Below are 19,039 nucleotides of genomic sequence, written 5' to 3'. Positions count from 1 at the left end.
TAAATACCATTAAAGACTTCCTTTTAATCTTCAAACCGATTAAAGCGCCAATAAAAAAAGGCCAGCACTCACACCCTTCTTATTCGTAGTACATTCTTTTCCCTCTCGTTCCGAAAGCATCATAGAAGCACAATCCCGTAAATTAGGCACACTACCTTGAACGTGCATCATAAACAAAGAAAACACAATAACCCCAATGACACGATGACACTTTGACCTTATTGAACTTTTTGACCTTTTACCCTTTTTCCACATTATAAACCATCACACCTATAACCGAAGAACCGAGAGCTACATACAACCTTATATTTATAACCGTCAGCCCATAGAACACCGAACCCATATACAAGGCTATCTAGATGAGCAAAGATACCAACAACAAGAGCAACAAGTATCTTGGTCGTCAGATTGATTGTTTTCAGTTGCTTCAATTCATTTATCCCTCAAACAGTGCTATCTAAGGCTATTAAACGCTAATACTTAAGTTATTTACTCTGTGTTTCTTATGCATTAAATACCCATACAGCTCAAACACAATCAAACATTAGTTAATTAATTCACATTACTTTATACATTTTTCATCAGGTAAACAGGTAAAATACACCACAACAAACCACTACTTTTGTATTCTGTGCCACGGACATTTTTTTGCTGATTACAAGCAAAATATTCCACTCTACAGCAGGTAATTAGGATAATTATGCTATTTTTGGATAAGATAGAATGCGGTTCTGCGATTACAACATAAATATGACAACAATGGGAAAAGAAGCAAGTCTAAATGAACTTAGGATTTCTAATGAGGAATATGAGGCTCTAACAAAGTGTCAGCCTGAAGTAAGATATCAGTATACGCTTAAAAGAATTGCTGATACTGAAACAATGTGGTCAATAGTTGGAGATAAAAACTCCTTTGCGATTCAGCCTTTTGGAAAAGAACGACTACTTCCGATATGGTCTTCCAAAGAATATGCTCAAGCATTTTGTATGAAAGAGAATGCAGATTGCGTAAGTATTGCTATAACTCTTGATTCTTTTGAAGAATCTGTAATAGATTATATTTGTAAGGAAGAACTTCTTCTTAATGTTTTTCCGACAATACAAGAGCCCGTTGGCAAAATCGTAGGATTGAATACATTTGCAGAAGATTTAAGTGAAATTTTAGAAGACTACAAATAGTATAGCTTCCTGCTGACATACATGTCGATTCTTAAAGATGAGCTAACTATCCCATAAAGGCGATGATTGACTTCTTATATAGGCAGTAGCAACTTGAAACTATCATTTATTACACAAAATAATGAAAAAGTGGATAATAATAACCGGCTTGATAGTCTTGTCTGTGATAAGCTATTGGTTTATTGATAGCCGAATCATTGATTATACAGATGGTATCCCTGTGAAGTACATGGAACTTCGCAAAGAGGTACAAGATAGCCTTGTATGGCGGGGAAAACATGATGGGTGTGTTTCGATAGAGGATACTGTAATCGTAAGATATAAGCCCGTGATTTGTTTTGATTCGGATTATACGATGTTGTATTTTGATGTTGGACCATGGACTTTTGCTCATTTCCTGAAGCGTAACAGCGATGGGAAAATATGGAAATTTAAAGGGATATACAATATCCCCAAGCCTATGGTCACCATTGGTGATACGCTTTATGTTCCATCTGAATATAATATCAACTCCGGTGGCAGAGTAGATAACAATGCGGTCTTTTACCGACATATTCTAAAATAGATGAAGATTGTACAGAACATATTTGTCACATTTTATAACTACTTAGTAATAATGAAAGAATCACTTAATATTCCAGACTATTCTCCTAATATGGGGATGGCACTAAAATGGGAAGATGGCTATCAAATTAAAGTTTCCAGTGAGAGTGGTATTATTTCAATTGAAGCTAATAAAGAAGGGCTGATTTCTTTAGCAAACCATTTTCTGAATTTAGCTCAAGATGCCGTTCCAACTGGGATGCACATTCATCTGGATGAATTTAACTCTCTTGAAGAAGATTCATTGGAGCTGCTAATTGAAAAAGTTTAATTCTTTTAAGAAGCACATTTTGGCAATCATGTTTTTTATTTCTTATTCAATGCAAGGAGATTAAATCTTTCCAATCTTAAAATGGAATTATGCAATTTGAAAATAATTAATATGAATCATAATTGACGATAGCGTTGAATCGGTACCATGCGTAGCACTGTAATCGGTACCGTTTCGCCGATACTATCATCATAATTCAGCAACGGATAAATATGGGTATAAAGAAGAATATAGATGCGTATGTTGCAATCGTAGGGGTGCTACTATGTATCATCATTACATCCTTTATAAAAACATGCAATGATAATGCATTGCACAAAAACGGTAAAATCACAACCGCCATTGTAGAGAGGATTTACACTATTAGATATACAAAACATTTTCAATATGTCTTTTCTGTAAACGGAAAGATTTTTAGCGGAGATGATGTGTATTATTCTAAGACGGATAGTATTTCAGTAGGAGATTCTCTGCTTGTAATTTACAATATTTCAGACCCTTCGCAAAATCAGCCCATATGGAATATATCTTACCCATCTGATGGATCTGTCGAAGAAAGGAAAAAGTAACTTTGTGAGTAACTGATTAAATGACTACTTTTACTGGATAGTACGCTTGTAGAATCATACAACCTAATAACAATAAGAAGAGATGGCTGAAAGTAATTTGCGTTATAATAGGGGGAGCTATTAGTATTTGCCTCGTTATTTCATTGATTTGCATATTTGATTCAAAGGATAGTTCTCCACACCGATTAAGCATGAGCAAATATGATAGCGGATATGCAGAAATGCTCTTTATTGATCAAGGAGCATGGGGTTCATATGTAGAATTGAAAATCTATGATTTTGATATGAAGTTGATGGAAAGTATTTTCATGAGGTCGGAAGATGCAATTCCTTCGCTCGACAGTATTAAAGGTAAGGATGTCTATATCAGCTGCCAAAATCTTCCAAGCAATGATTCTATTTTAGGGCATGATAGATGTGTCTTAGGTGAATCACTTTGGAGTAAGGATAAACTAAAATATAACTACCATTTTAGAAGCATACGATGAAAAGCGGTAATATAATGAACATACAAAAATAATCTGATAGACAAATATTTATATTCAAAGTGAAAATTTTATCAATGAAAAAGTATCTTTGCAGATAGTTAAACAACATACACCCTCTATGTATCAAATGAAATACAGGCTATTCATCATATTATTTTTCATTCTCGCGATTTCTTGCCAACAGAACAAGACATTTCGCAGTATTGATTCTTTTCGGAATTCTCACATTTGGACACTTGCAAAACTCGTTCAATCCGAAGATACCGCAAAAATGAGGGAGTTCGTAAATTCCAATCCAGCAATTGATATAGATGAATTGGATTCCAAATTCCACAAGAACCTACTGATATGGGCGATATTTAACGGTCGTTATAAATCCGTTGAATCTCTATTACGTTTAGGTGCAGATCCCAATTTTATTGCTTTTGATGGAACGACACCTTTAATTTATGCATCCAGATTCTTGACTTCTGAATACAAAGCTGATAGCAGATATATTGCTATACTTTTAAAATTCGGGGCAGATCCAAATAAAGTTACCAAGGACTCTGTTTCAGGATTAAAAACGAATGCTTTGGACGTAGCTGCAATAACATCTATTGAATATGTAAAATATCTAATCGAAAAAGGTAAAGCAGACCCATTTGTAAAGGTAAATAACATATCTCCGGTTGAACAAGCTGTAATTCAAGATCAATTAGAAATTGTTGACTACCTTATATCATCTTCAAATGTTTCATTACACATCCCGTCAGGAACATATGGTGGTGGAAGGACGGTCTATGACATATTGGTTAAAAAACATTACCCATCCGATAGCGATTTATATACATTACAGCAAAGGATACTTCAGTTGCAGACTACTGTTCCTAATTAGTATAATGGAATACTATGATAGATTACAAAGAATTTTCTAAGTATTAAAATCACGGCGGATGCTTTAGATACAAAAAACAAGAGAGACAAGGAGAAGGTCACTTACTCCTACAACCTCGGCGGTCAGCTGGAAAAGGTACGCGGCTACAAGTCCTACGGCTATGACAAGTTCGAGCAGCGCACCTATCTGAAATACTGCAACGGAGCGGAGACCTTCTACACCTACGAGCCCGCACGCCGCAGGTTGCAGAACCTGACGGTCAACGCAGGCGGCAAGTCCATCATGGACAATGGCTATGCCTACGATGCCGTAAGCAACGTGCTCAGCGTTGCCAACAAGGCCGCTCTTCCCGAAAGTGGAAAGGCGGGCGGACAGATGGCTCATGCCTATACGTATGATGCACTCTACCGTCTGGCAAGTGCCACGGGAACCTATGCCGGAGCGGACAGCAAGACCGCTTCCTACCGGCTGGAGATGGGCTACGACAACATGCACCGCATCGTGTCGAAGAAGCAGCATCTCACGCAGCAGGGCGTACAGTTCGACGGTACGCTCCATGTGGTGTAGATAAGATAAATGTTTTTTCTATAAATTCCACTCTTAGTTGTTTTATTCTTTTAATCAAAATAACTAAGAGTGGATATTTCTACTTCATCAAAGGAATGCCTAATGCATACCACACAAATCCCAACGGACAACGTATTTTATCCAAAGATCTTGATAGTATCGGCGAAACGGTACCATCATAGCGCATGAATCGGTACCGCTATAGCGGACGAATCGGTACCACCTCAGCGCTCCAATCGGTACCAACGTAGCAAATGAATTGAAATAATTTTGGGACTCCTTGCAAAAACACAACACCATTTAACCTTTTTACATGCAGGAATTACCCATATCAAGCATTTTATGTATAAAACAGTAAGAAAAGAGTAAACTTAAAAAATAATGTATTATGAAAACTCAATCATTCATTCGCAAAGGATTCTTCATCCTGATGGCTCTATGTTTATCTATGGGATTTCAATCGTGTCTGGACGATGACAACGACGACTTCTATCTTTCACATTACTATGCCAATGCACTTGTCACAGTAAAACTGGGTGCAGACAATACCCCATACCTGCAACTAGACGATAGTACCACACTACGTCCAGTGAACATGACAACCTCTCCTTTTGGTGAGAAAGAGGTGAGAGCCCTAACCAACTTTGATTTTTCAAATGAAGCTCCTCAGGAATATGATAAAGCTGTATTCATCAATTGGATAGACAGTATATTGACTAAACCTATGGCTCCTAATTTGGGGGAAGAAGAAAATAGCCAAACTTATGGCAACGACCCGGTAGAAATTCTGAATGATTGGGTAACTATTGCAGAGGATGGCTACCTGACACTGCGATTTGCAACCCGCTGGGGCAATGGGCAACCTCATTTTGTTAACTTAATTAGCACACAGAACCCTGATAACTCTTATGAGGTAGAATTCCGCCACAATGCCTTTGGTGATACAGAAGGTAAAATGGGAGATGCACTAGTTGCTTTCAAATTAGACCAACTGCCCGATACACAAGGAGAGACTGTAAAACTGAAACTGAAATGGAACTCTTTCAGTGGAGAAAAGTCAGCAGAATTTGATTATTGCACCCGAAAAGCAACAAATCCAGATGCACAGGAAGTTACTTCCATTCGCAACATACAAAAAGTAAAATAAAAGTAGTGCAAATCACCTGGGCGTCATTTTTCTTTAAAACATCCATTGAGAAAATGGTTAACGCCAAGTAAGGAATCGGCGAGTATAAAATTATAATTTACTCTCCAAATAAATTTTCAAGGGTCGTATCCAATAGGATTACGCCCTTGTTTTTTGTTGACAAGTAAGTCTGAACAATTCCTCTCAACAGAATTGGTGATATAGAAGATTATGATAACGGTATACTGGGAAACCTATCAAAATCCTAAATAATGTCAGGGAAGATACTCTATTTTTGGGTTAAACGAAAGTCCATCCCAACAACCTCGCTTGATTGCATGTATAAATTCTTCTCTCCCTTCTTTTGATGGACGACGATTTAACCGCACCATACACACCCGATATTTATTTAATACTGAAAAGAAAAATACAATTCTATTTACCTGCTTTCTTTTAATATAACAGCTATTACGGATAGAATAATAAAAACGCCAGGCCATATTTGCCGGAGCCTTGTCAATAGAAGGAGAGTAATTGGTAGCCGTCTTATGACAAACAATACTATTCGGAGCATAAAAACAAGGATACGAATTAGCTATACGAAGCGTATATTCCAAATCATCACACCAAATAAAAAATTCTTTAATGGGTAGCCCCAACTGATAAACAGCCTTTGTATTTACCAAGACAGATACAAATGAAGCCAAATTGCAATGTATGCCTAAAACCCCATTATGCTCAACCTTACTTTGTACTCCATTCTTATAAATCAAACATGCTTTATTCATAGCATGAGGCTTTCCATCCGTCCAATTTACCTGGCTACAAACAAATCCTACATTTTCATCTAATAAAGTAACTTTTACCAGCTCTTCTAAGGCAGTAGAAGAAGGAATCGTATCATCATCCATTAACCACGTATAATCACATCCTTCCAACACAGCACTTTTAAGTCCTAATGAAAAGCCACCAGCACCACCAATATTTTCTTTGGAGTGAATAATCAGATACCTTGTATCTGTCAAGCTATCCAGAAACTCAGATGTTCCATCCGTAGAGCAATTGTCCACAATCACAATCCGTTGAATTGGATAAGTCTGATTTTCCAATGCTGATAAACATTCTTTTAATAAAGAAAGTCGATTATAGGTTACAACAACGCAATTTATTTTCATAGCCACATTTTTTATTTATTATCTTCTTTCCACTTCAACCAATCCTCTTTCATCCGTTTCCAGCGCTTATGTGTCCAAAGCCAGTATCCCGGCTGCTGGCGAATCTGCTCTTCTAAACGACGAGCATACAGGTCGGTTAATTCATAATCCGAATATTCTTTCGGATGCAATGCCATGCACTCAAAAGAAGCGCGATAATAGCCACGACGAATCCGCTCTACTCTCACATAATATAATGCCGCATCTACCTGCTTGGCAATGCGTTCTGCACCGATGAAAAAAGAAGTCTCATGATTCAGGAAAGTAGTCCAGTGATTCATATTCTCCCACTTGGGCAACTGGTCGGAAATAAAACCAATCATCACTTTCTTTTCCTGTCCGCGCAAAGTCAGAATACGCCGAAGTGTGTCTTTCATCAGAATAGATTCTCCACCAAACTGCCCTCGTAACTTCAAAAACAAGTCATCGAACGACTGATTGTATATCCGATGATAAATCTGCCCACAATGTATCTCGGGCAACCAGTATGCCAAAGATGCAATATATTCCCAATTACAATAATGCCCTAGATATAGAAAGCAGAATTTCTTGTTTTCACGTTCTAAATCTGCACGAACTTCATCCAGACCCACAAACTCCATCCGCCGCATCATTTCTTTCTTTGAGATAGAAAACAATTTTATCACCTCCATCAGATAATCACAAAAGAAATGATAGAACCGGCGCTCTATATCACGTTTCTCTTTCATACTTTTCTCCGGGAAACATTCATCCAACTGCTTTTCCACCACTTTCCGACGGTATTTTACCACATAAAATAATGGAAAAAATAAACAATCGGAGAAAAAGTAAAGAAGCCTCAACGGAAGTAAAGACAACAGATATAAAAAGAAAAATAATATACGATATACCAGCTTCATCAGGATATGGAGTTATAATTCAAGGCAAAGCTACAAAAAATATATCATCCCCGCAGTACGTAAAGTTCAAATTTTACAGAAAGGATGGCGTACCTATGGTATTTTGCACTATCTTTGCAAAATACAAGTAGTTACATTCTCTATTATGAAAGAATTCTTCCAACTCATGCGGCGGTTTGTATCGCCCTACAAAAAATATGTCTGCTGGGCTGTTCTTCTGAATATCCTTTCGGCAATTTTCAATGTATTTTCTTTTTCTCTTTTAATTCCTATTCTGAACATTCTCTTCAAAACGAATGCACAGGAAAAAGTGTATCAGTACATGGATTGGGAATGGTCGGTCGATTCATTGAAGGAAACTGCTATAAATAATTTTTACTATTATGTAAATCAATTGATAGACAGTTTTGGACCATCGACCACATTGTTGCTTTTGGGATTGTTTTTGGCAGGCATGACTTTTCTAAAAACAGCTTGTTACTTTGGCTCTACGGCTGTAATGGTTCCTTTACGAACAGGCATTGTGCGGGATATACGTACAATGGTATACACAAAAGTCACTTATCTTCCTTTAGGCTTCTTTTCAGAAGAAAGAAAAGGAGATATTATTGCCCGAATGAGTGGAGATGTGGCAGAAATTGAAAACTCCATCACCAGTTCGCTGGACATGCTGCTGAAAAACCCCATTCTGATCATTTCTTATTTCACAACTCTGATGATTATCAGCTGGCAGCTGACTTTGTTCACTATCCTCGTATTGCCCACCATGGGATGGTTAATGGGGAAAATCGGCAGAAAACTGAAAAGACAGTCGCTTGATGCACAGGAAAAATGGGGAGAAACCATGTCGCAACTGGAAGAAACCCTAGGCGGTCTGCGGGTCATCAAAGCCTTTACTGCTGAAGAGAAGATGATTAATCGCTTCAATAAATGCAGTAATGAATATCGTGATGCAACCAGTCGAGTATCCATCCGTCAGGCTATGGCACACCCGATGAGCGAATTTCTGGGTACAGTGCTTATTGTTTTTGTGCTATGGTTTGGAGGTTCATTGATTTTAGGAAACAACTCTTCCATTGATGCTTCTACTTTTATCTATTATATGGTGATACTTTATAGCATCATCAATCCGCTGAAGGATTTCTCAAAGGCCAGCTATATGATTCCAAGAGGATTAGCTTCTATGGAACGTGTTGACAAGATTCTAAAAGCGCCTAACAACATTGTAGAAAAGGAGCAACCGCAACATCTTTCTTCATTGAACAAAGACATTCAGTTCAACCATATCACATTCAGCTACAACGGCCAGACACAGGTGTTGAATGACATTAATCTCCGTATCAAAAAAGGAGAAACAATTGCGCTGGTGGGACAAAGCGGCTCCGGTAAATCAACTCTGGTAGACTTACTGCCCCGATTCCACGACGTACAAGGAGGAGAAATTCTAATTGACGGAGTGAATATAAAGGATGTATCTATCAGTGACCTTCGTTCACTTATCGGATATGTGAACCAGGAAGCCATCCTATTTAATGATAGTTTCTACAACAATATCACTTTCGGTGTAGAGAATGCCACTAAAGAGCAAGTGATAGAAGCTGCCAAGATTGCCAATGCCCATGATTTTATTATGGAATCGGAACAAGGATATGATACCAACATCGGTGACCGGGGATGTCGCCTTTCTGGAGGACAACGCCAGCGTATATCCATCGCACGGGCTATTCTAAAGAATCCGGCTATCTTAATATTGGACGAAGCTACTTCGGCACTTGATACGGAAAGTGAACGTCTGGTACAAGAAGCTTTGGAACGCTTGATGAAAACCAGAACGACTATTGCTATTGCACACCGTCTGTCGACCATCAAAAATGCCAACCAGATTTATGTGTTGTATGAAGGAAAGATTGTAGAAAACGGAAAACATGAAGAACTGCTTGCACAGAACGGATACTACAAACGTTTGAATGACATGCAGGCACTATAATAAACTCAAACGGCTTTAAAGGAATTGTAAACACCCTTTAAAGCCGTTTGAGTTTTTATTCTTATAATTCTAATATCTTCCTAACTTCTCGTGGATTCCATCACGGTAAGCTTGCCAGAATTTGGCTACGTCTTTCAGTGTATACACGTTCTTAAACGGGCAAGTGAATAAAGCTACCAGCAAATACCCCAGCATTCCATTGAAACCACGCAGATATTTCACCCACCAGTTACGTCCATAATGATGATTCAAATAAGTGGAATTACGTACCTGGTAAAAACGTTTCCATTTTTTCTTCCGGCTTCTCTCCTCCCAGTTATCATTTGAAAAGAACTTCTCCTTATCCATCAAGGCTGAGGGAATATATAGAATCCGGAAACCTGCCAATACTGCACGCAGACAGTAATCTGTATCGTCACAGAAAATAAACAACTCTTTATTCGGAAGGCCTATTTCTGCAACGGCCTTACGGCTTATACAAAGTCCTTCAAAAGCCGTACCACAAATATCTACCGGGCCATTAACCACCTGCTTCTTCAGTTTCTGCTGATACATGGAAGCAAACGGATTGCTCAGGTTCACCTTCTGAAAGTCATTGGTAAAAATCTGTCCTGCCATCAAACGACGAGGAGCAAGAATTCCTACCCCAGGTTCATGGGTATAAGGCAGCAGATACTCCATACAGTCCGGACGAGGAAACACATCATCGTCCATGCACCAGATCCAGTCTGCACCTGCCTGATAAGCGTACTGAATGCCTCGATAAAAACCTCCTGACCCACCGACATTTTCCTGATGAATAACGGTCAAGTCTTCCTGTTCATCCAACCATGCTCCAGTTCCATCCGTACTGCCATTATTCACAACAACTATGGAGGAAACAGGAGTATTCAAGCGTAAGCAAGCAATGTTACGCTTCAACAACTCTCTCCGGTTATAGGTTACTACTACAGCTATTATATTCATACCCTCTAGTTAATAAAGACCATCAATCTTTCCAGGCTGAGTACTCCGATAAGCCACCATCAGCTTGTAACACTCGTCGGCATCAAAACCACGTTCTTTAGCGTATGCTTCAGCCAACACCTTATGCATGTGAGGAGTGGCAGGAAGGCGCTCCAGATTCTTACAACCCGCTTTCATATCCAACGGTCCAATGTCCATGCGGTTCAAATCAACAATTTCTATTTTTATACCTTCTGCTGTCTGAGCAAACAAGATATTTCCTCTACCATAGTCTTTATGAGCATAGCCGTGATTATGCAACTGAGCCGTTACATGACCTACTGCACGAAGCACATCATCCTCATACTCAAATTTATGTTTGAACAATTCCTCATAAGTATACGGACAATCGGATGCATACGTTACATAATAACTTCGGTCGAACATCAATCCTTTACGGATATTCAAATAGCCGACGGGACGAGGAGTACCCACACCAATATCCAATAACATCTGGGCATGTTCAAAAGAACGTTTGGCTTTTGAAGGACGAAACACCCCATACACCCAACGATTGATTATATTCGGAGTACGAAAAGATTTTACTACAAGTTTTCCATTATAGGTAATTTTTCTCAATTCATTTCTACCTTTATGTATGATGGTACCCTCTCCCTTCTCAAAACGATCCGGAATAGAAAGCATGAAATCCCTAAACGATTCACATCCGGGACTTAATACCAAAGTCTGATGATTAAAGAAACTCATAAATCGTATTAACTAAATCTTATCCAATCCCTTTGTAAACTTCAACCAATAATATTTCAAAGGATTCTTGTATTTCAGCTGTTTCCATGGGCGACTTCCATGAGGACGATGCCAGACAGGCAAGACAGTAAACAAATAATTCTGGAAACCCTTCTTTAAAGCCTCATGAGAAATCGTTACATCATACCAGTTCTTCGTAGCATCCAGTTGGTGAAAATCAAATTCTTTCAGGAACCTCAATGTCAACAAAGAGCAACAAAAACTACAATGTTTCTTTTCCGCATAGATTTTATTCTCATTTCCCTTAGCATGCAGATAAGGGTAATTTATTTCTCCAGATTCATCCGTAGTCACAGCTGCTGCAATAGCACAATCAGGGCGCGCCAAAGCTCCATCAAACAAATCTTGCAAGGTATTCTTTTTCACCACCACATCCGATTCTACAATCAACAAACCAGCTTCTGCCCCAATCGCTTCCTTCTGAGCCATCTGCAACACCAATAAATAATTAGGTGAAGGATGATCTGTCAAATCAGACAGATTAACTAACCGAAAGCCCAATTGCTTTGAACTTTCCTCCAAAATTTTTGTATTCTCCTCCGTACTAAAATCATTATATACCGTATAAGTATAAGGAACTTTTATCTCGGAATCCAAAATAGCCTTTACTGTTTCTAAAGTAAACTCTATAGAATCCTTAACCGGAGTAATGATATGCAGACTTTTCATGCTATTTATTCATTTACAGATTCTTATTTCATTAAATTCAATACCGTTTCTATGGTTTCATCCATATAGGCATAAGCGCCAACAATCAGATAATCATACTGCTGTACCATAATTAATCCTATTTGGCAAAGATAGGAATAAAATAAGATTTACGATGCATTGTTTATGTTTTAGTATCGCATTTCACCAAAAGTATATACATTTGCAGATTCTAAAAAAGACTTTAGAACTGCATATAATAAAAATGAAAGTAATCGTAGACAACAAAATACCTTACATCCGCGAAGCCATCGAACAACTGGCGGATGAAGTGGTCTATCTGCCGGGGAAAGCCTTCACACCGGAGGTCGTTAAAGACGCAGATGCCCTGATTATCCGCACACGGACAATCTGTAACCGGGAATTGCTGGAAGGAAGCAACGTACGGTTCATCGGGACAGCTACCATCGGCTTCGACCACATTGATACGGTATATTGCCAGCAAGCCGGGATTACCTGGAGCAATTGTCCCGGATGCAATGCAGGGGCTGTAGAACAATATCTTCACGCTGTACTTCTGCTCCTTCAAAAAGAAAAGGGACTCAACCTCCAAGAATCTTGTTTGGGTATTATTGGTGTAGGACATGTGGGAGAACGTATTCGGCAGATGGCACAACGCCTTGGATTGAAGGTGCTGCCGAATGACCCTCCCCGGGCAGATCAGGGAGAAGAAGGCTTCTGTTCATTAGACACACTGGCCGAACAATGTAACATTCTGACCTTTCATACACCCCTCATCCGGGAAGGGAAATACAAGAGCTACCATCTGGCCAACAGCACTTTCTTTCAAAAACTACAACAGTCCCCTTATCTCATCAATACCTCACGTGGAGAAGTCGTAGATACAGAAGCATTGCTTACAGCAATGAATCAAGGGCTCGTAAAGGGTGCTGTCATTGACGTATGGGAAAACGAACCTCACATCAGTCAGGAGTTGCTCGACAAGGTATTTATCGGCACACCTCACATTGCCGGTTATTCAGCCGACGGAAAAGCCAATGCTACCCGCATGGTATTGGAAGCATTTTGCCGTTTCTTCCATAAACAGGCTGATTTTCATATTACCCTCCCCGACAATCCGAATCAAACCTTGTCGCAGGACGAGAATGTAAGGGTACTTCAACTGTATAACCCGCACAAGGACTGCGAAGAATTGCGTGCACACCCGGAGCAGTTTGAACAACTGCGCGGCGACTATCATTTACGAAGGGAATAAGGCATAAAAAAACAAGTTTACGTGCACAGATTGTATAAAAATGTGCAAAGGGAAAGCATTTATTTGCCTGAATATTTGCTTAGAATCAGAAATATTTATTCCTTTGCAGCGAAAAATCAATAAATTACATTATTTATAAACTTAAAAAACTTAGAATTATGTCTGAAATCGCATCAAAAGTACAGAAAATTATCGTAGATAAATTGGGCGTAGAAGAATCAGAAGTAGTTGCAACTGCTAGCTTCACTAACGACCTGGGTGCTGACTCTTTGGATACTGTAGAATTGATCATGGAATTCGAAAAAGAATTCGGAATCTCTATTCCAGACGATCAGGCAGAAAAGATCCAGACTGTAGGTGACGCTATCTCTTACATCGAAGCTAACGCAAAATAATTTAATTCTACCTTTATGGAATTAAAAAGAGTAGTAGTAACAGGTCTTGGTGCGTTGACTCCAGTAGGTAACACTGTTCCGGAATTCTGGAACAACCTCCTGAACGGCGTCAGCGGAGCAGGACCTATTACTCATTTTGATGCGTCAAAATTTAAGACTCAGTTCGCTTGCGAAGTGAAGAACTTCAACGCTGCTGACCATATTGACCGTAAGGAAGCCCGTAAGATGGACCTTTACACTCAGTATGCTGTAGTTGCAGCTAAAGAAGCGGTAACTGATGCCGGTATCGACGTAGAAAAAGAAGATTTGAACAAAGTCGGAGTAATTCTCGGTGTCGGAATCGGAGGTATTCACACTTTCGAAGAAGAAGTCGCTGGTTACGAGAAAACAAAAGATGACCTCGGACCGAAATTCAATCCGTTCTTTATTCCGAAGATGATTGCAGATATTGCATCCGGACAGATTTCTATCATGTACGGCTTCCACGGACCTAACTTCACCACTACTTCTGCATGTGCGTCTTCTTCTAACGCTATAGCTGATGCATTCAACTATATTCGTTTGGGAAAAGCCAACATCATTGTAACAGGTGGAGCCGAAGCAGCTATCTTCCCTGCAGGAGTAGGCGGCTTCAATGCCATGCATGCACTGTCTACACGCAATGACGACCCTGCACGTGCTTCACGTCCGTTCAGCGCCAGCCGCGATGGTTTCGTAATGGGCGAAGGTGCCGGATGTTTGATTCTTGAAGAACTGGAACACGCTAAAGCACGTGGTGCGAAGATATACGCAGAATTGGCCGGTACAGGTGCATCTGGCGACGCTTACCATTTAACAGCCTCTCATCCTGAAGGCCTGGGTGCGAAACTGGTTATGCAGAGCGCTCTGGAAGATGCCGGAATGAAACCGGAAGATATCGACTATATCAACGTACACGGAACTTCTACTCCGGTAGGCGACGTTTCTGAAGTAAAAGCCATCAAGGATTTGTTTGGCGAACATGCTTACAAACTGAACATCAGTTCTACCAAGTCTATGACTGGACACCTGTTGGGTGCAACCGGAGGTGTAGAAGCCATTGCTTGCGTACTGTCTGTAAAAAATGACATTGTACCTCCGACAATCAACCACGAAGAAGGTGACAACGATGAAAACATCGACTACAACCTGAACTTCACTTTCAATAAGGCACAGCAGCGTACTGTACGTGCTGCATTGAGCAACACATTCGGATTTGGTGGTCACAATGCATGTGTAATCATTAAAAAATACACTGAATAAACTGTGTTTAGCAATATACTAGATGAGATAAGACTTCTTTTTCGAAAGGATAAGGAGTCTTATCTTTGTTTTTATAAGATACTGGGATTTTATCCGCGAAACATCGAAATCTATCAGCAGGCCCTCTTGCACAAATCGTCTTCGGTAAAGGCCAAAGGCAGACTGTTGAACAATGAACGCCTGGAGTTCTTAGGAGATGCCATACTGGATGCAGTAGTGGCCGACATTGTGTACAAACGGTTTGAGGGGAAAAGAGAGGGATTCCTGACCAATACACGCTCTAAAATCGTACAACGAGAAACATTGAATCAGATTGCCGTAAAAATCGGTCTGGACAAGCTGATAAAATACACCACACGGCAATCGTCACACAACAGCTACATGTGCGGTAATGCCTTTGAAGCACTTGTGGGAGCCATTTATCTGGACCGCGGGTACGCCACCTGCAAGTTCTTCATGGAAGAACGCATTATCAAACCCTACCTGAATCTGGAGAAGCTGTCGCGGAAGGAAGTCAACTTCAAGTCGAAACTGATTGAATGGGGACAGAAAAACAAGTTCCTCATTGAATTCAACCTGCTAGAGCAGACGGTCGACGAGCAACAGAATCCGGTCTTTGAAACACAGGTCGTGGTAGAACAGGTTCCCGCCGGGCAAGGCAAAGGATATTCCAAGAAAGAATCACAGCAGGAAGCTGCTCATGAAACTTTGAACAAAATCAAGAATGACCCGCAGTTCATTGACGCGATCTTTGCAGAAAAAGCCGCACGAGAACAAGCTGCTGCAGAGGAGAATCCGACTTCAGCTGACGCAACCGAAGCATTGACTATGGAAGCGGATACTCTTCCCGCACAAGCAGACGGGCAGAACCCGGAATCTTTCGATACGGAAGTGAAAGAAGAAATTGCTGTTACTGAAAAGTACGATGACGTGGAGCGGATTATTGCCGAAGCAGAAGAAGCGGCATTCCAGCTTACAGAAGAGACAGAAACAGACAATGAAGAAACAAAAATTACTACGTAGTAATCGCTTGATTACCCCGTAGTAACTTCTAAATTACCTTATAGTAAATCCTCAACTACCCCGTAGTAATAGTTGAGGATTTTTTGTATGCCTTTTTGCTTGCTCCTTCCCAAAAACTCTTCAAGGAAGAAAGCTCTACATTTACCGTTCCTTTACAATGGAAGTCAGCGGATGGCGATTGCCTTTAATATCGGTCAGGAAGGCTTTTGCCGAACCAAAGTTCAGGTACATATCCAGACGTACCGGCAAGTGGTTACGGTCGTCTGTAATATAGAAGGTAATGACTTCTTTTTCCTTCTTTTCTTCTCCCACATATTCTACGAGCGAGAATACCAGACAACGATACGTTACCCCGTTTTCAGCCTTATAATTCTCCTTCCGGCGATAAATCAGAGTCTGTTTTTCCACTGCCCTTCCGGTAGCCATGGAGAAAAGAATCTTCTGCCCGGGCTTGTACTCTGTAGGGTCATACGAACGGGCCTGCAAGAGGATACTCAGCATATCGTACACACACACCGGCATCTCGTCATGATGCTTGTCGGTATTACCGCGCAAGGTGCGCTGCTGGTCGACGATACACTTTCCGTTCTGATAGCTGAATTTCACCTCATCTACCGTGTAACGTTTTCCTTCCTCTGCTCCCTTTCGGAAATACAGAGGAACCAGATCCTGCGAAGTGATGCAGGTCAGCGTGTCACGCATCTTGAAGAAGAAATCAATCTTCTTGTTGGTGTACGACTGTAAGTCCGTTTTCAAACATGGACGACCGTTATAAGTCGTCTCGTTTACCGTCATCTTTGCCCATCCGGCATTAATCCAGACGAATTTCCAGTTAAACTTCAGCTCATAAGAGAGTGTTTCTCCTGGCTTGATTGCATCATTCACTGCACCACATTGTGCGCTGGCTGCCATTCCTCCTGCCAGAAGGAAAAGGCAAAGAATCAGTTTCCTTATCATGTTCTTCCTAGTTTACGAGCCCGCTCCTTGTTGCGGTCTTTGATTTTCTTGGCCTCATCAGGCTTTTGTTTCTTTATCTCGCCCAACTTCTGTTTGTCAAGCGGCATAGCATGTATGTCCCACGTTTCTTCAAACTCAAAGTTGGCTTTCATTTCCCATACTTTCGGAAAGTAGAACACTTCTTCCGGTTGGCGTTTTTCTGCGTAGTTACCAGTATCCCACACCCCGTTGTTATTGTCATCGTTAAACAGACGGATATAATATTTTGTGCTGGGCTGCAAGAAATAGAAGTCACACGTATTCTTGTCCGTTACCGGCTGTTGCCGCACTACTCCGTCACTGCTGTTCAGCAACTGTACTATGGCATGAGGTCCTGCCCCTACGATATTCAGATACAGCGTACCGTAATCTTCAAGGGTCTTCACCTTCAACTGGTTTTCCACCTTGTTGGTATAGAGCCCGTAAATACCCTTGATACCTAACGAGTCTATCTTGAGCTGATACTCCTGTCCGGGTTGCCAGTCGGCCAGAATCTGATACTGACGTGGAGCTACGGAGTCTGCCATCAGAATAAACGGTATATCCTCCCACAACGAGTCTACCTTGACAGCCATGTGAATGGCCGCCGTGTCAATGTGTTCCACCGGCTCCTCAAATTTCAGCACAATGTTCCGGTTCAGGTCTAAACTGGAAGGTGCATCCACCGTCATAGCAAAGAATTTCGGTTGCGCTTTCAGTGTATCTCCCTTCTTTTCACGTTTTTTCCGCTCTTTCTCTTCCTTCTTCAGAGCTTCTTCGGCCAAAGCCATACGGCGTTTCTTGTCAATCTTGTTCACCATACGCAAGGTATCAGTCTTCGGCACAAGCTGACCCAACGTATCCGTAGCCAGATAGTCCATCTGGAAAGTCAACGTATCACGTTCGCACATCACGGTATCCTTAATCCAGTAACGGATGGTATCGTTACGCGGATTACTTTCGATGATAAATGCATCCTTCTCATCAAAATCCAATCCCTTGATGGTAGGAAGCGTATCCGCTTTGGCACTGAAATACAAAGAAAAACGGTTCAACTGTTCGCGCTCGCTCTTCACCAGATACTGCATCGGGTTCTCTTCCTTAAACGAACGAAGAATCAGGTTATCGGGCAGGAAGCGTGTGTAATGCACCTCGTAAATCGTATCATACGCCAATGTATCCAACTCGTTCCATACGGTATCCTGACGCATAGCCGGACGCATGTCGGGCACCACCAGCGAATCCAGGAAAGCAACGGCTTCCGTCTTCGAATCAAAGAAATAGTTCTGGTTACCGTCCATCAAGGCATAAATGCGGTATTTTCCCGGAGCAACTCCACGAATGGTAAAACGTCCGCGGCTGTCAGTACGTGAAATACGGTCAAACGGAAGTTTTACGAACGCACTATCCTCCAAATTCTTATGAAGCCCTACCTGAATACCCTTTACCGGTTCCAGATTTTCAGCTGCCAAGACTGTACCCGATACCTCCATCGTATCAATATGCTCGCCTGTAGAAAAAGCGTATGCAAAGTTGCCCAACGGATTATCTTCGTTATTGTCCACAATGGCATCACCAAAATCTATCGTATAAGTGGTATTTTCACGAAGAGTGTCGAAAAATTCCACCAAGACCCGATGTCCGCTTACCTTCACTTCGGGTGCCTCATTCTGAGGAGGCGAAATAATCACCTTCTCCGATGCCTTGTCAAGCTTGATGTATTCATCGAATTCAATGGAAATTTTCTTACGCTTGTTGTTCGTGGCATTGGGTTCCGGCGTAGCACGCACAAATTTGGGCGGCGTTTCATCATACGGTCCCCCGTCGGGCATACCCGTGCTCGCGCATGCATAAAACCCGATAATGACCAGCAACAAAGCAATATATTTAGGTATAGGTTTCATCT

20 protein-coding genes and 1 pseudogene are annotated in these 19,039 nt (G+C 40.9%); 14 read left to right on the top strand and 7 right to left on the bottom strand.

Features of this window, described 5'->3' with window-relative positions; all coding sequences use genetic code 11:
* The first annotated feature begins 759 nt into the window (after positions 1 to 759).
* The 8 genes and pseudogenes from WKT20_RS04345 (at position 760) to WKT20_RS04310 (ending at position 5,701) form a co-directional block, all read left to right on the top strand.
* Entirely contained in the window at positions 760 to 1,179 is a 420-nt protein-coding gene (locus WKT20_RS04345; RefSeq protein WP_182425018.1) for a DUF2750 domain-containing protein, read from the top strand.
* Positions 1,180 to 1,300: 121 nt separating this feature from the next.
* A complete protein-coding gene (locus tag WKT20_RS04340; RefSeq protein ID WP_340416893.1) occupies positions 1,301 to 1,744 on the top strand; it encodes a hypothetical protein in 444 nt (147 codons plus the stop codon).
* A gap of 51 nt (positions 1,745 to 1,795) precedes the next feature.
* Complete coding sequence (locus WKT20_RS04335; RefSeq protein ID WP_182425019.1) at positions 1,796 to 2,053, top strand: Imm32 family immunity protein; 258 nt, start codon at positions 1,796 to 1,798, stop codon at positions 2,051 to 2,053.
* A gap of 212 nt (positions 2,054 to 2,265) precedes the next feature.
* Positions 2,266 to 2,622, top strand: coding sequence for a hypothetical protein (locus WKT20_RS04330; RefSeq protein WP_118440947.1), 357 nt, complete (start codon positions 2,266 to 2,268; stop codon positions 2,620 to 2,622).
* A 191-nt stretch (positions 2,623 to 2,813) separates the two neighbouring features.
* Positions 2,814 to 3,110 carry a hypothetical protein gene (locus WKT20_RS04325; RefSeq protein WP_118440948.1) on the top strand — a complete coding sequence of 99 codons (297 nt, stop codon included), beginning with the start codon at positions 2,814 to 2,816 and terminating at the stop codon, positions 3,108 to 3,110.
* Positions 3,111 to 3,381: 271 nt separating this feature from the next.
* Positions 3,382 to 3,987 (top strand): ankyrin repeat domain-containing protein, encoded by a 606-nt coding sequence (locus WKT20_RS04320; RefSeq protein ID WP_182425020.1) that lies wholly within the window; start codon positions 3,382 to 3,384, stop codon positions 3,985 to 3,987.
* A 186-nt stretch (positions 3,988 to 4,173) separates the two neighbouring features.
* Positions 4,174 to 4,545: pseudogene (locus WKT20_RS04315) on the top strand (hypothetical protein); the annotation flags it as partial.
* Positions 4,546 to 4,942: 397 nt separating this feature from the next.
* Entirely contained in the window at positions 4,943 to 5,701 is a 759-nt protein-coding gene (locus tag WKT20_RS04310; RefSeq protein WP_118440950.1) for a NigD1/NigD2 family lipoprotein, read from the top strand.
* 254 nt (positions 5,702 to 5,955) lie between these two features.
* Here WKT20_RS04310 and WKT20_RS04305 read toward each other — a convergent pair whose 3' ends face one another.
* Together WKT20_RS04305 and WKT20_RS04300 are read right to left on the bottom strand one after the other, a co-directional pair.
* On the bottom strand, positions 5,956 to 6,855 hold the full coding sequence (locus tag WKT20_RS04305) for a glycosyltransferase family 2 protein (protein WP_117701796.1): 900 nt from the start codon (positions 6,853 to 6,855) through the stop codon (positions 5,956 to 5,958).
* Positions 6,856 to 6,866: 11 nt separating this feature from the next.
* Positions 6,867 to 7,775, bottom strand: coding sequence for a lysophospholipid acyltransferase family protein (locus WKT20_RS04300; RefSeq protein WP_340416892.1), 909 nt, complete (start codon positions 7,773 to 7,775; stop codon positions 6,867 to 6,869).
* On the opposite strand from WKT20_RS04300, the gene WKT20_RS04295 reads away from it, so the two are divergent.
* Both WKT20_RS04295 and WKT20_RS04290 read left to right on the top strand, forming a co-directional pair.
* Positions 7,676 to 7,906: a hypothetical protein gene (locus WKT20_RS04295; protein WP_181976309.1), complete on the top strand. Its 231-nt coding sequence runs from the start codon at positions 7,676 to 7,678 to the stop codon at positions 7,904 to 7,906. The genes WKT20_RS04300 and WKT20_RS04295 overlap by 100 nt on opposite strands.
* Before the next feature lie 14 nt (positions 7,907 to 7,920).
* Entirely contained in the window at positions 7,921 to 9,762 is a 1,842-nt protein-coding gene (locus WKT20_RS04290; protein WP_007560713.1) for an ABC transporter ATP-binding protein, read from the top strand.
* Between the two features lie 69 nt (positions 9,763 to 9,831).
* On the opposite strand, the gene WKT20_RS04285 is transcribed toward WKT20_RS04290, so the two are convergent.
* The 3 genes from WKT20_RS04285 to WKT20_RS04275 are packed head-to-tail and all read right to left on the bottom strand — an operon-like array spanning position 9,832 to position 12,204.
* Positions 9,832 to 10,728, bottom strand: coding sequence for a glycosyltransferase family 2 protein (locus WKT20_RS04285; protein WP_118242330.1), 897 nt, complete (start codon positions 10,726 to 10,728; stop codon positions 9,832 to 9,834).
* Between the two features lie 9 nt (positions 10,729 to 10,737).
* The gene (locus WKT20_RS04280) at positions 10,738 to 11,475 is read right to left on the bottom strand and encodes a lipopolysaccharide kinase InaA family protein (RefSeq protein ID WP_340416891.1); all 738 of its coding nucleotides are present in this window, start codon (positions 11,473 to 11,475) and stop codon (positions 10,738 to 10,740) included.
* Positions 11,476 to 11,487: 12 nt separating this feature from the next.
* The gene (locus WKT20_RS04275; protein ID WP_117701792.1) at positions 11,488 to 12,204 is read right to left on the bottom strand and encodes a glycosyltransferase; all 717 of its coding nucleotides are present in this window, start codon (positions 12,202 to 12,204) and stop codon (positions 11,488 to 11,490) included.
* Between the two features lie 244 nt (positions 12,205 to 12,448).
* Between WKT20_RS04275 and pdxB the strand changes: the two genes are divergently transcribed.
* The 4 genes from pdxB to rnc all read left to right on the top strand — a co-directional run bounded on the left by pdxB (position 12,449) and on the right by rnc (position 16,158).
* Positions 12,449 to 13,459, top strand: coding sequence for a 4-phosphoerythronate dehydrogenase PdxB (pdxB, locus tag WKT20_RS04270; protein WP_340416890.1), 1,011 nt, complete (start codon positions 12,449 to 12,451; stop codon positions 13,457 to 13,459).
* 158 nt (positions 13,460 to 13,617) lie between these two features.
* Positions 13,618 to 13,854 (top strand): acyl carrier protein, encoded by a 237-nt coding sequence (locus WKT20_RS04265; RefSeq protein ID WP_007560723.1) that lies wholly within the window; start codon positions 13,618 to 13,620, stop codon positions 13,852 to 13,854.
* 15 nt (positions 13,855 to 13,869) lie between these two features.
* A complete protein-coding gene (gene fabF, locus WKT20_RS04260; protein WP_007560725.1) occupies positions 13,870 to 15,135 on the top strand; it encodes a beta-ketoacyl-ACP synthase II in 1,266 nt (421 codons plus the stop codon).
* Between the two features lie 3 nt (positions 15,136 to 15,138).
* A complete protein-coding gene (rnc, locus tag WKT20_RS04255; RefSeq protein ID WP_118242332.1) occupies positions 15,139 to 16,158 on the top strand; it encodes a ribonuclease III in 1,020 nt (339 codons plus the stop codon).
* Between the two features lie 141 nt (positions 16,159 to 16,299).
* Here the strand turns inward: rnc and WKT20_RS04250 are convergent, their stop codons facing one another.
* Complete coding sequence (locus tag WKT20_RS04250) at positions 16,300 to 17,115, bottom strand: DUF3108 domain-containing protein (protein ID WP_118242334.1); 816 nt, start codon at positions 17,113 to 17,115, stop codon at positions 16,300 to 16,302.
* Positions 17,112 to 19,037, bottom strand: a complete 1,926-nt coding sequence (locus tag WKT20_RS04245; RefSeq protein ID WP_340416889.1) for an Ig-like domain-containing domain — start codon at positions 19,035 to 19,037, stop codon at positions 17,112 to 17,114. Before WKT20_RS04245 ends, WKT20_RS04250 begins: the two co-directional genes overlap by 4 nt.
* Positions 19,038 to 19,039 lie beyond the last annotated feature (2 nt).

This window comes from Phocaeicola sp. ICN-14070 (genome assembly GCF_037892625.1).
Lineage (GTDB): Bacteria > Bacteroidota > Bacteroidia > Bacteroidales > Bacteroidaceae > Phocaeicola > Phocaeicola plebeius.
The sequence above is the reverse complement of the archived record's forward strand: the minus strand, read 5'-3'. Positions and strand labels throughout refer to the sequence as shown.

Bases quoted from the DNA above. Each gene is read 5' to 3' on its own strand.
- WKT20_RS04345 (WP_182425018.1), top strand. From the start codon at position 760: ATGGGAAAAGAAGCAAGTCTAAATGAACTTAGGATTTCTAATGAGGAA.
- WKT20_RS04340 (WP_340416893.1), top strand. From the start codon at position 1,301: ATGAAAAAGTGGATAATAATAACCGGCTTGATAGTCTTGTCTGTGATA.
- WKT20_RS04335 (WP_182425019.1), top strand. From the start codon at position 1,796: ATGAAAGAATCACTTAATATTCCAGACTATTCTCCTAATATGGGGATG.
- WKT20_RS04330 (WP_118440947.1), top strand. From the start codon at position 2,266: ATGGGTATAAAGAAGAATATAGATGCGTATGTTGCAATCGTAGGGGTG.
- WKT20_RS04325 (WP_118440948.1), top strand. From the start codon at position 2,814: ATGAGCAAATATGATAGCGGATATGCAGAAATGCTCTTTATTGATCAA.
- WKT20_RS04320 (WP_182425020.1), top strand. From the start codon at position 3,382: ATGAGGGAGTTCGTAAATTCCAATCCAGCAATTGATATAGATGAATTG.
- WKT20_RS04310 (WP_118440950.1), top strand. From the start codon at position 4,943: ATGAAAACTCAATCATTCATTCGCAAAGGATTCTTCATCCTGATGGCT.
- WKT20_RS04305 (WP_117701796.1), bottom strand. From the start codon at position 6,855: ATGAAAATAAATTGCGTTGTTGTAACCTATAATCGACTTTCTTTATTA.
- WKT20_RS04295 (WP_181976309.1), top strand. From the start codon at position 7,676: ATGGAAAAAATAAACAATCGGAGAAAAAGTAAAGAAGCCTCAACGGAA.
- WKT20_RS04300 (WP_340416892.1), bottom strand. From the start codon at position 7,775: ATGAAGCTGGTATATCGTATATTATTTTTCTTTTTATATCTGTTGTCT.
- WKT20_RS04290 (WP_007560713.1), top strand. From the start codon at position 7,921: ATGAAAGAATTCTTCCAACTCATGCGGCGGTTTGTATCGCCCTACAAA.
- WKT20_RS04285 (WP_118242330.1), bottom strand. From the start codon at position 10,728: ATGAATATAATAGCTGTAGTAGTAACCTATAACCGGAGAGAGTTGTTG.
- WKT20_RS04280 (WP_340416891.1), bottom strand. From the start codon at position 11,475: ATGAGTTTCTTTAATCATCAGACTTTGGTATTAAGTCCCGGATGTGAA.
- WKT20_RS04275 (WP_117701792.1), bottom strand. From the start codon at position 12,204: ATGAAAAGTCTGCATATCATTACTCCGGTTAAGGATTCTATAGAGTTT.
- pdxB (WP_340416890.1), top strand. From the start codon at position 12,449: ATGAAAGTAATCGTAGACAACAAAATACCTTACATCCGCGAAGCCATC.
- WKT20_RS04265 (WP_007560723.1), top strand. From the start codon at position 13,618: ATGTCTGAAATCGCATCAAAAGTACAGAAAATTATCGTAGATAAATTG.
- fabF (WP_007560725.1), top strand. From the start codon at position 13,870: ATGGAATTAAAAAGAGTAGTAGTAACAGGTCTTGGTGCGTTGACTCCA.
- WKT20_RS04250 (WP_118242334.1), bottom strand. From the start codon at position 17,115: ATGATAAGGAAACTGATTCTTTGCCTTTTCCTTCTGGCAGGAGGAATG.
- WKT20_RS04245 (WP_340416889.1), bottom strand. From the start codon at position 19,037: ATGAAACCTATACCTAAATATATTGCTTTGTTGCTGGTCATTATCGGG.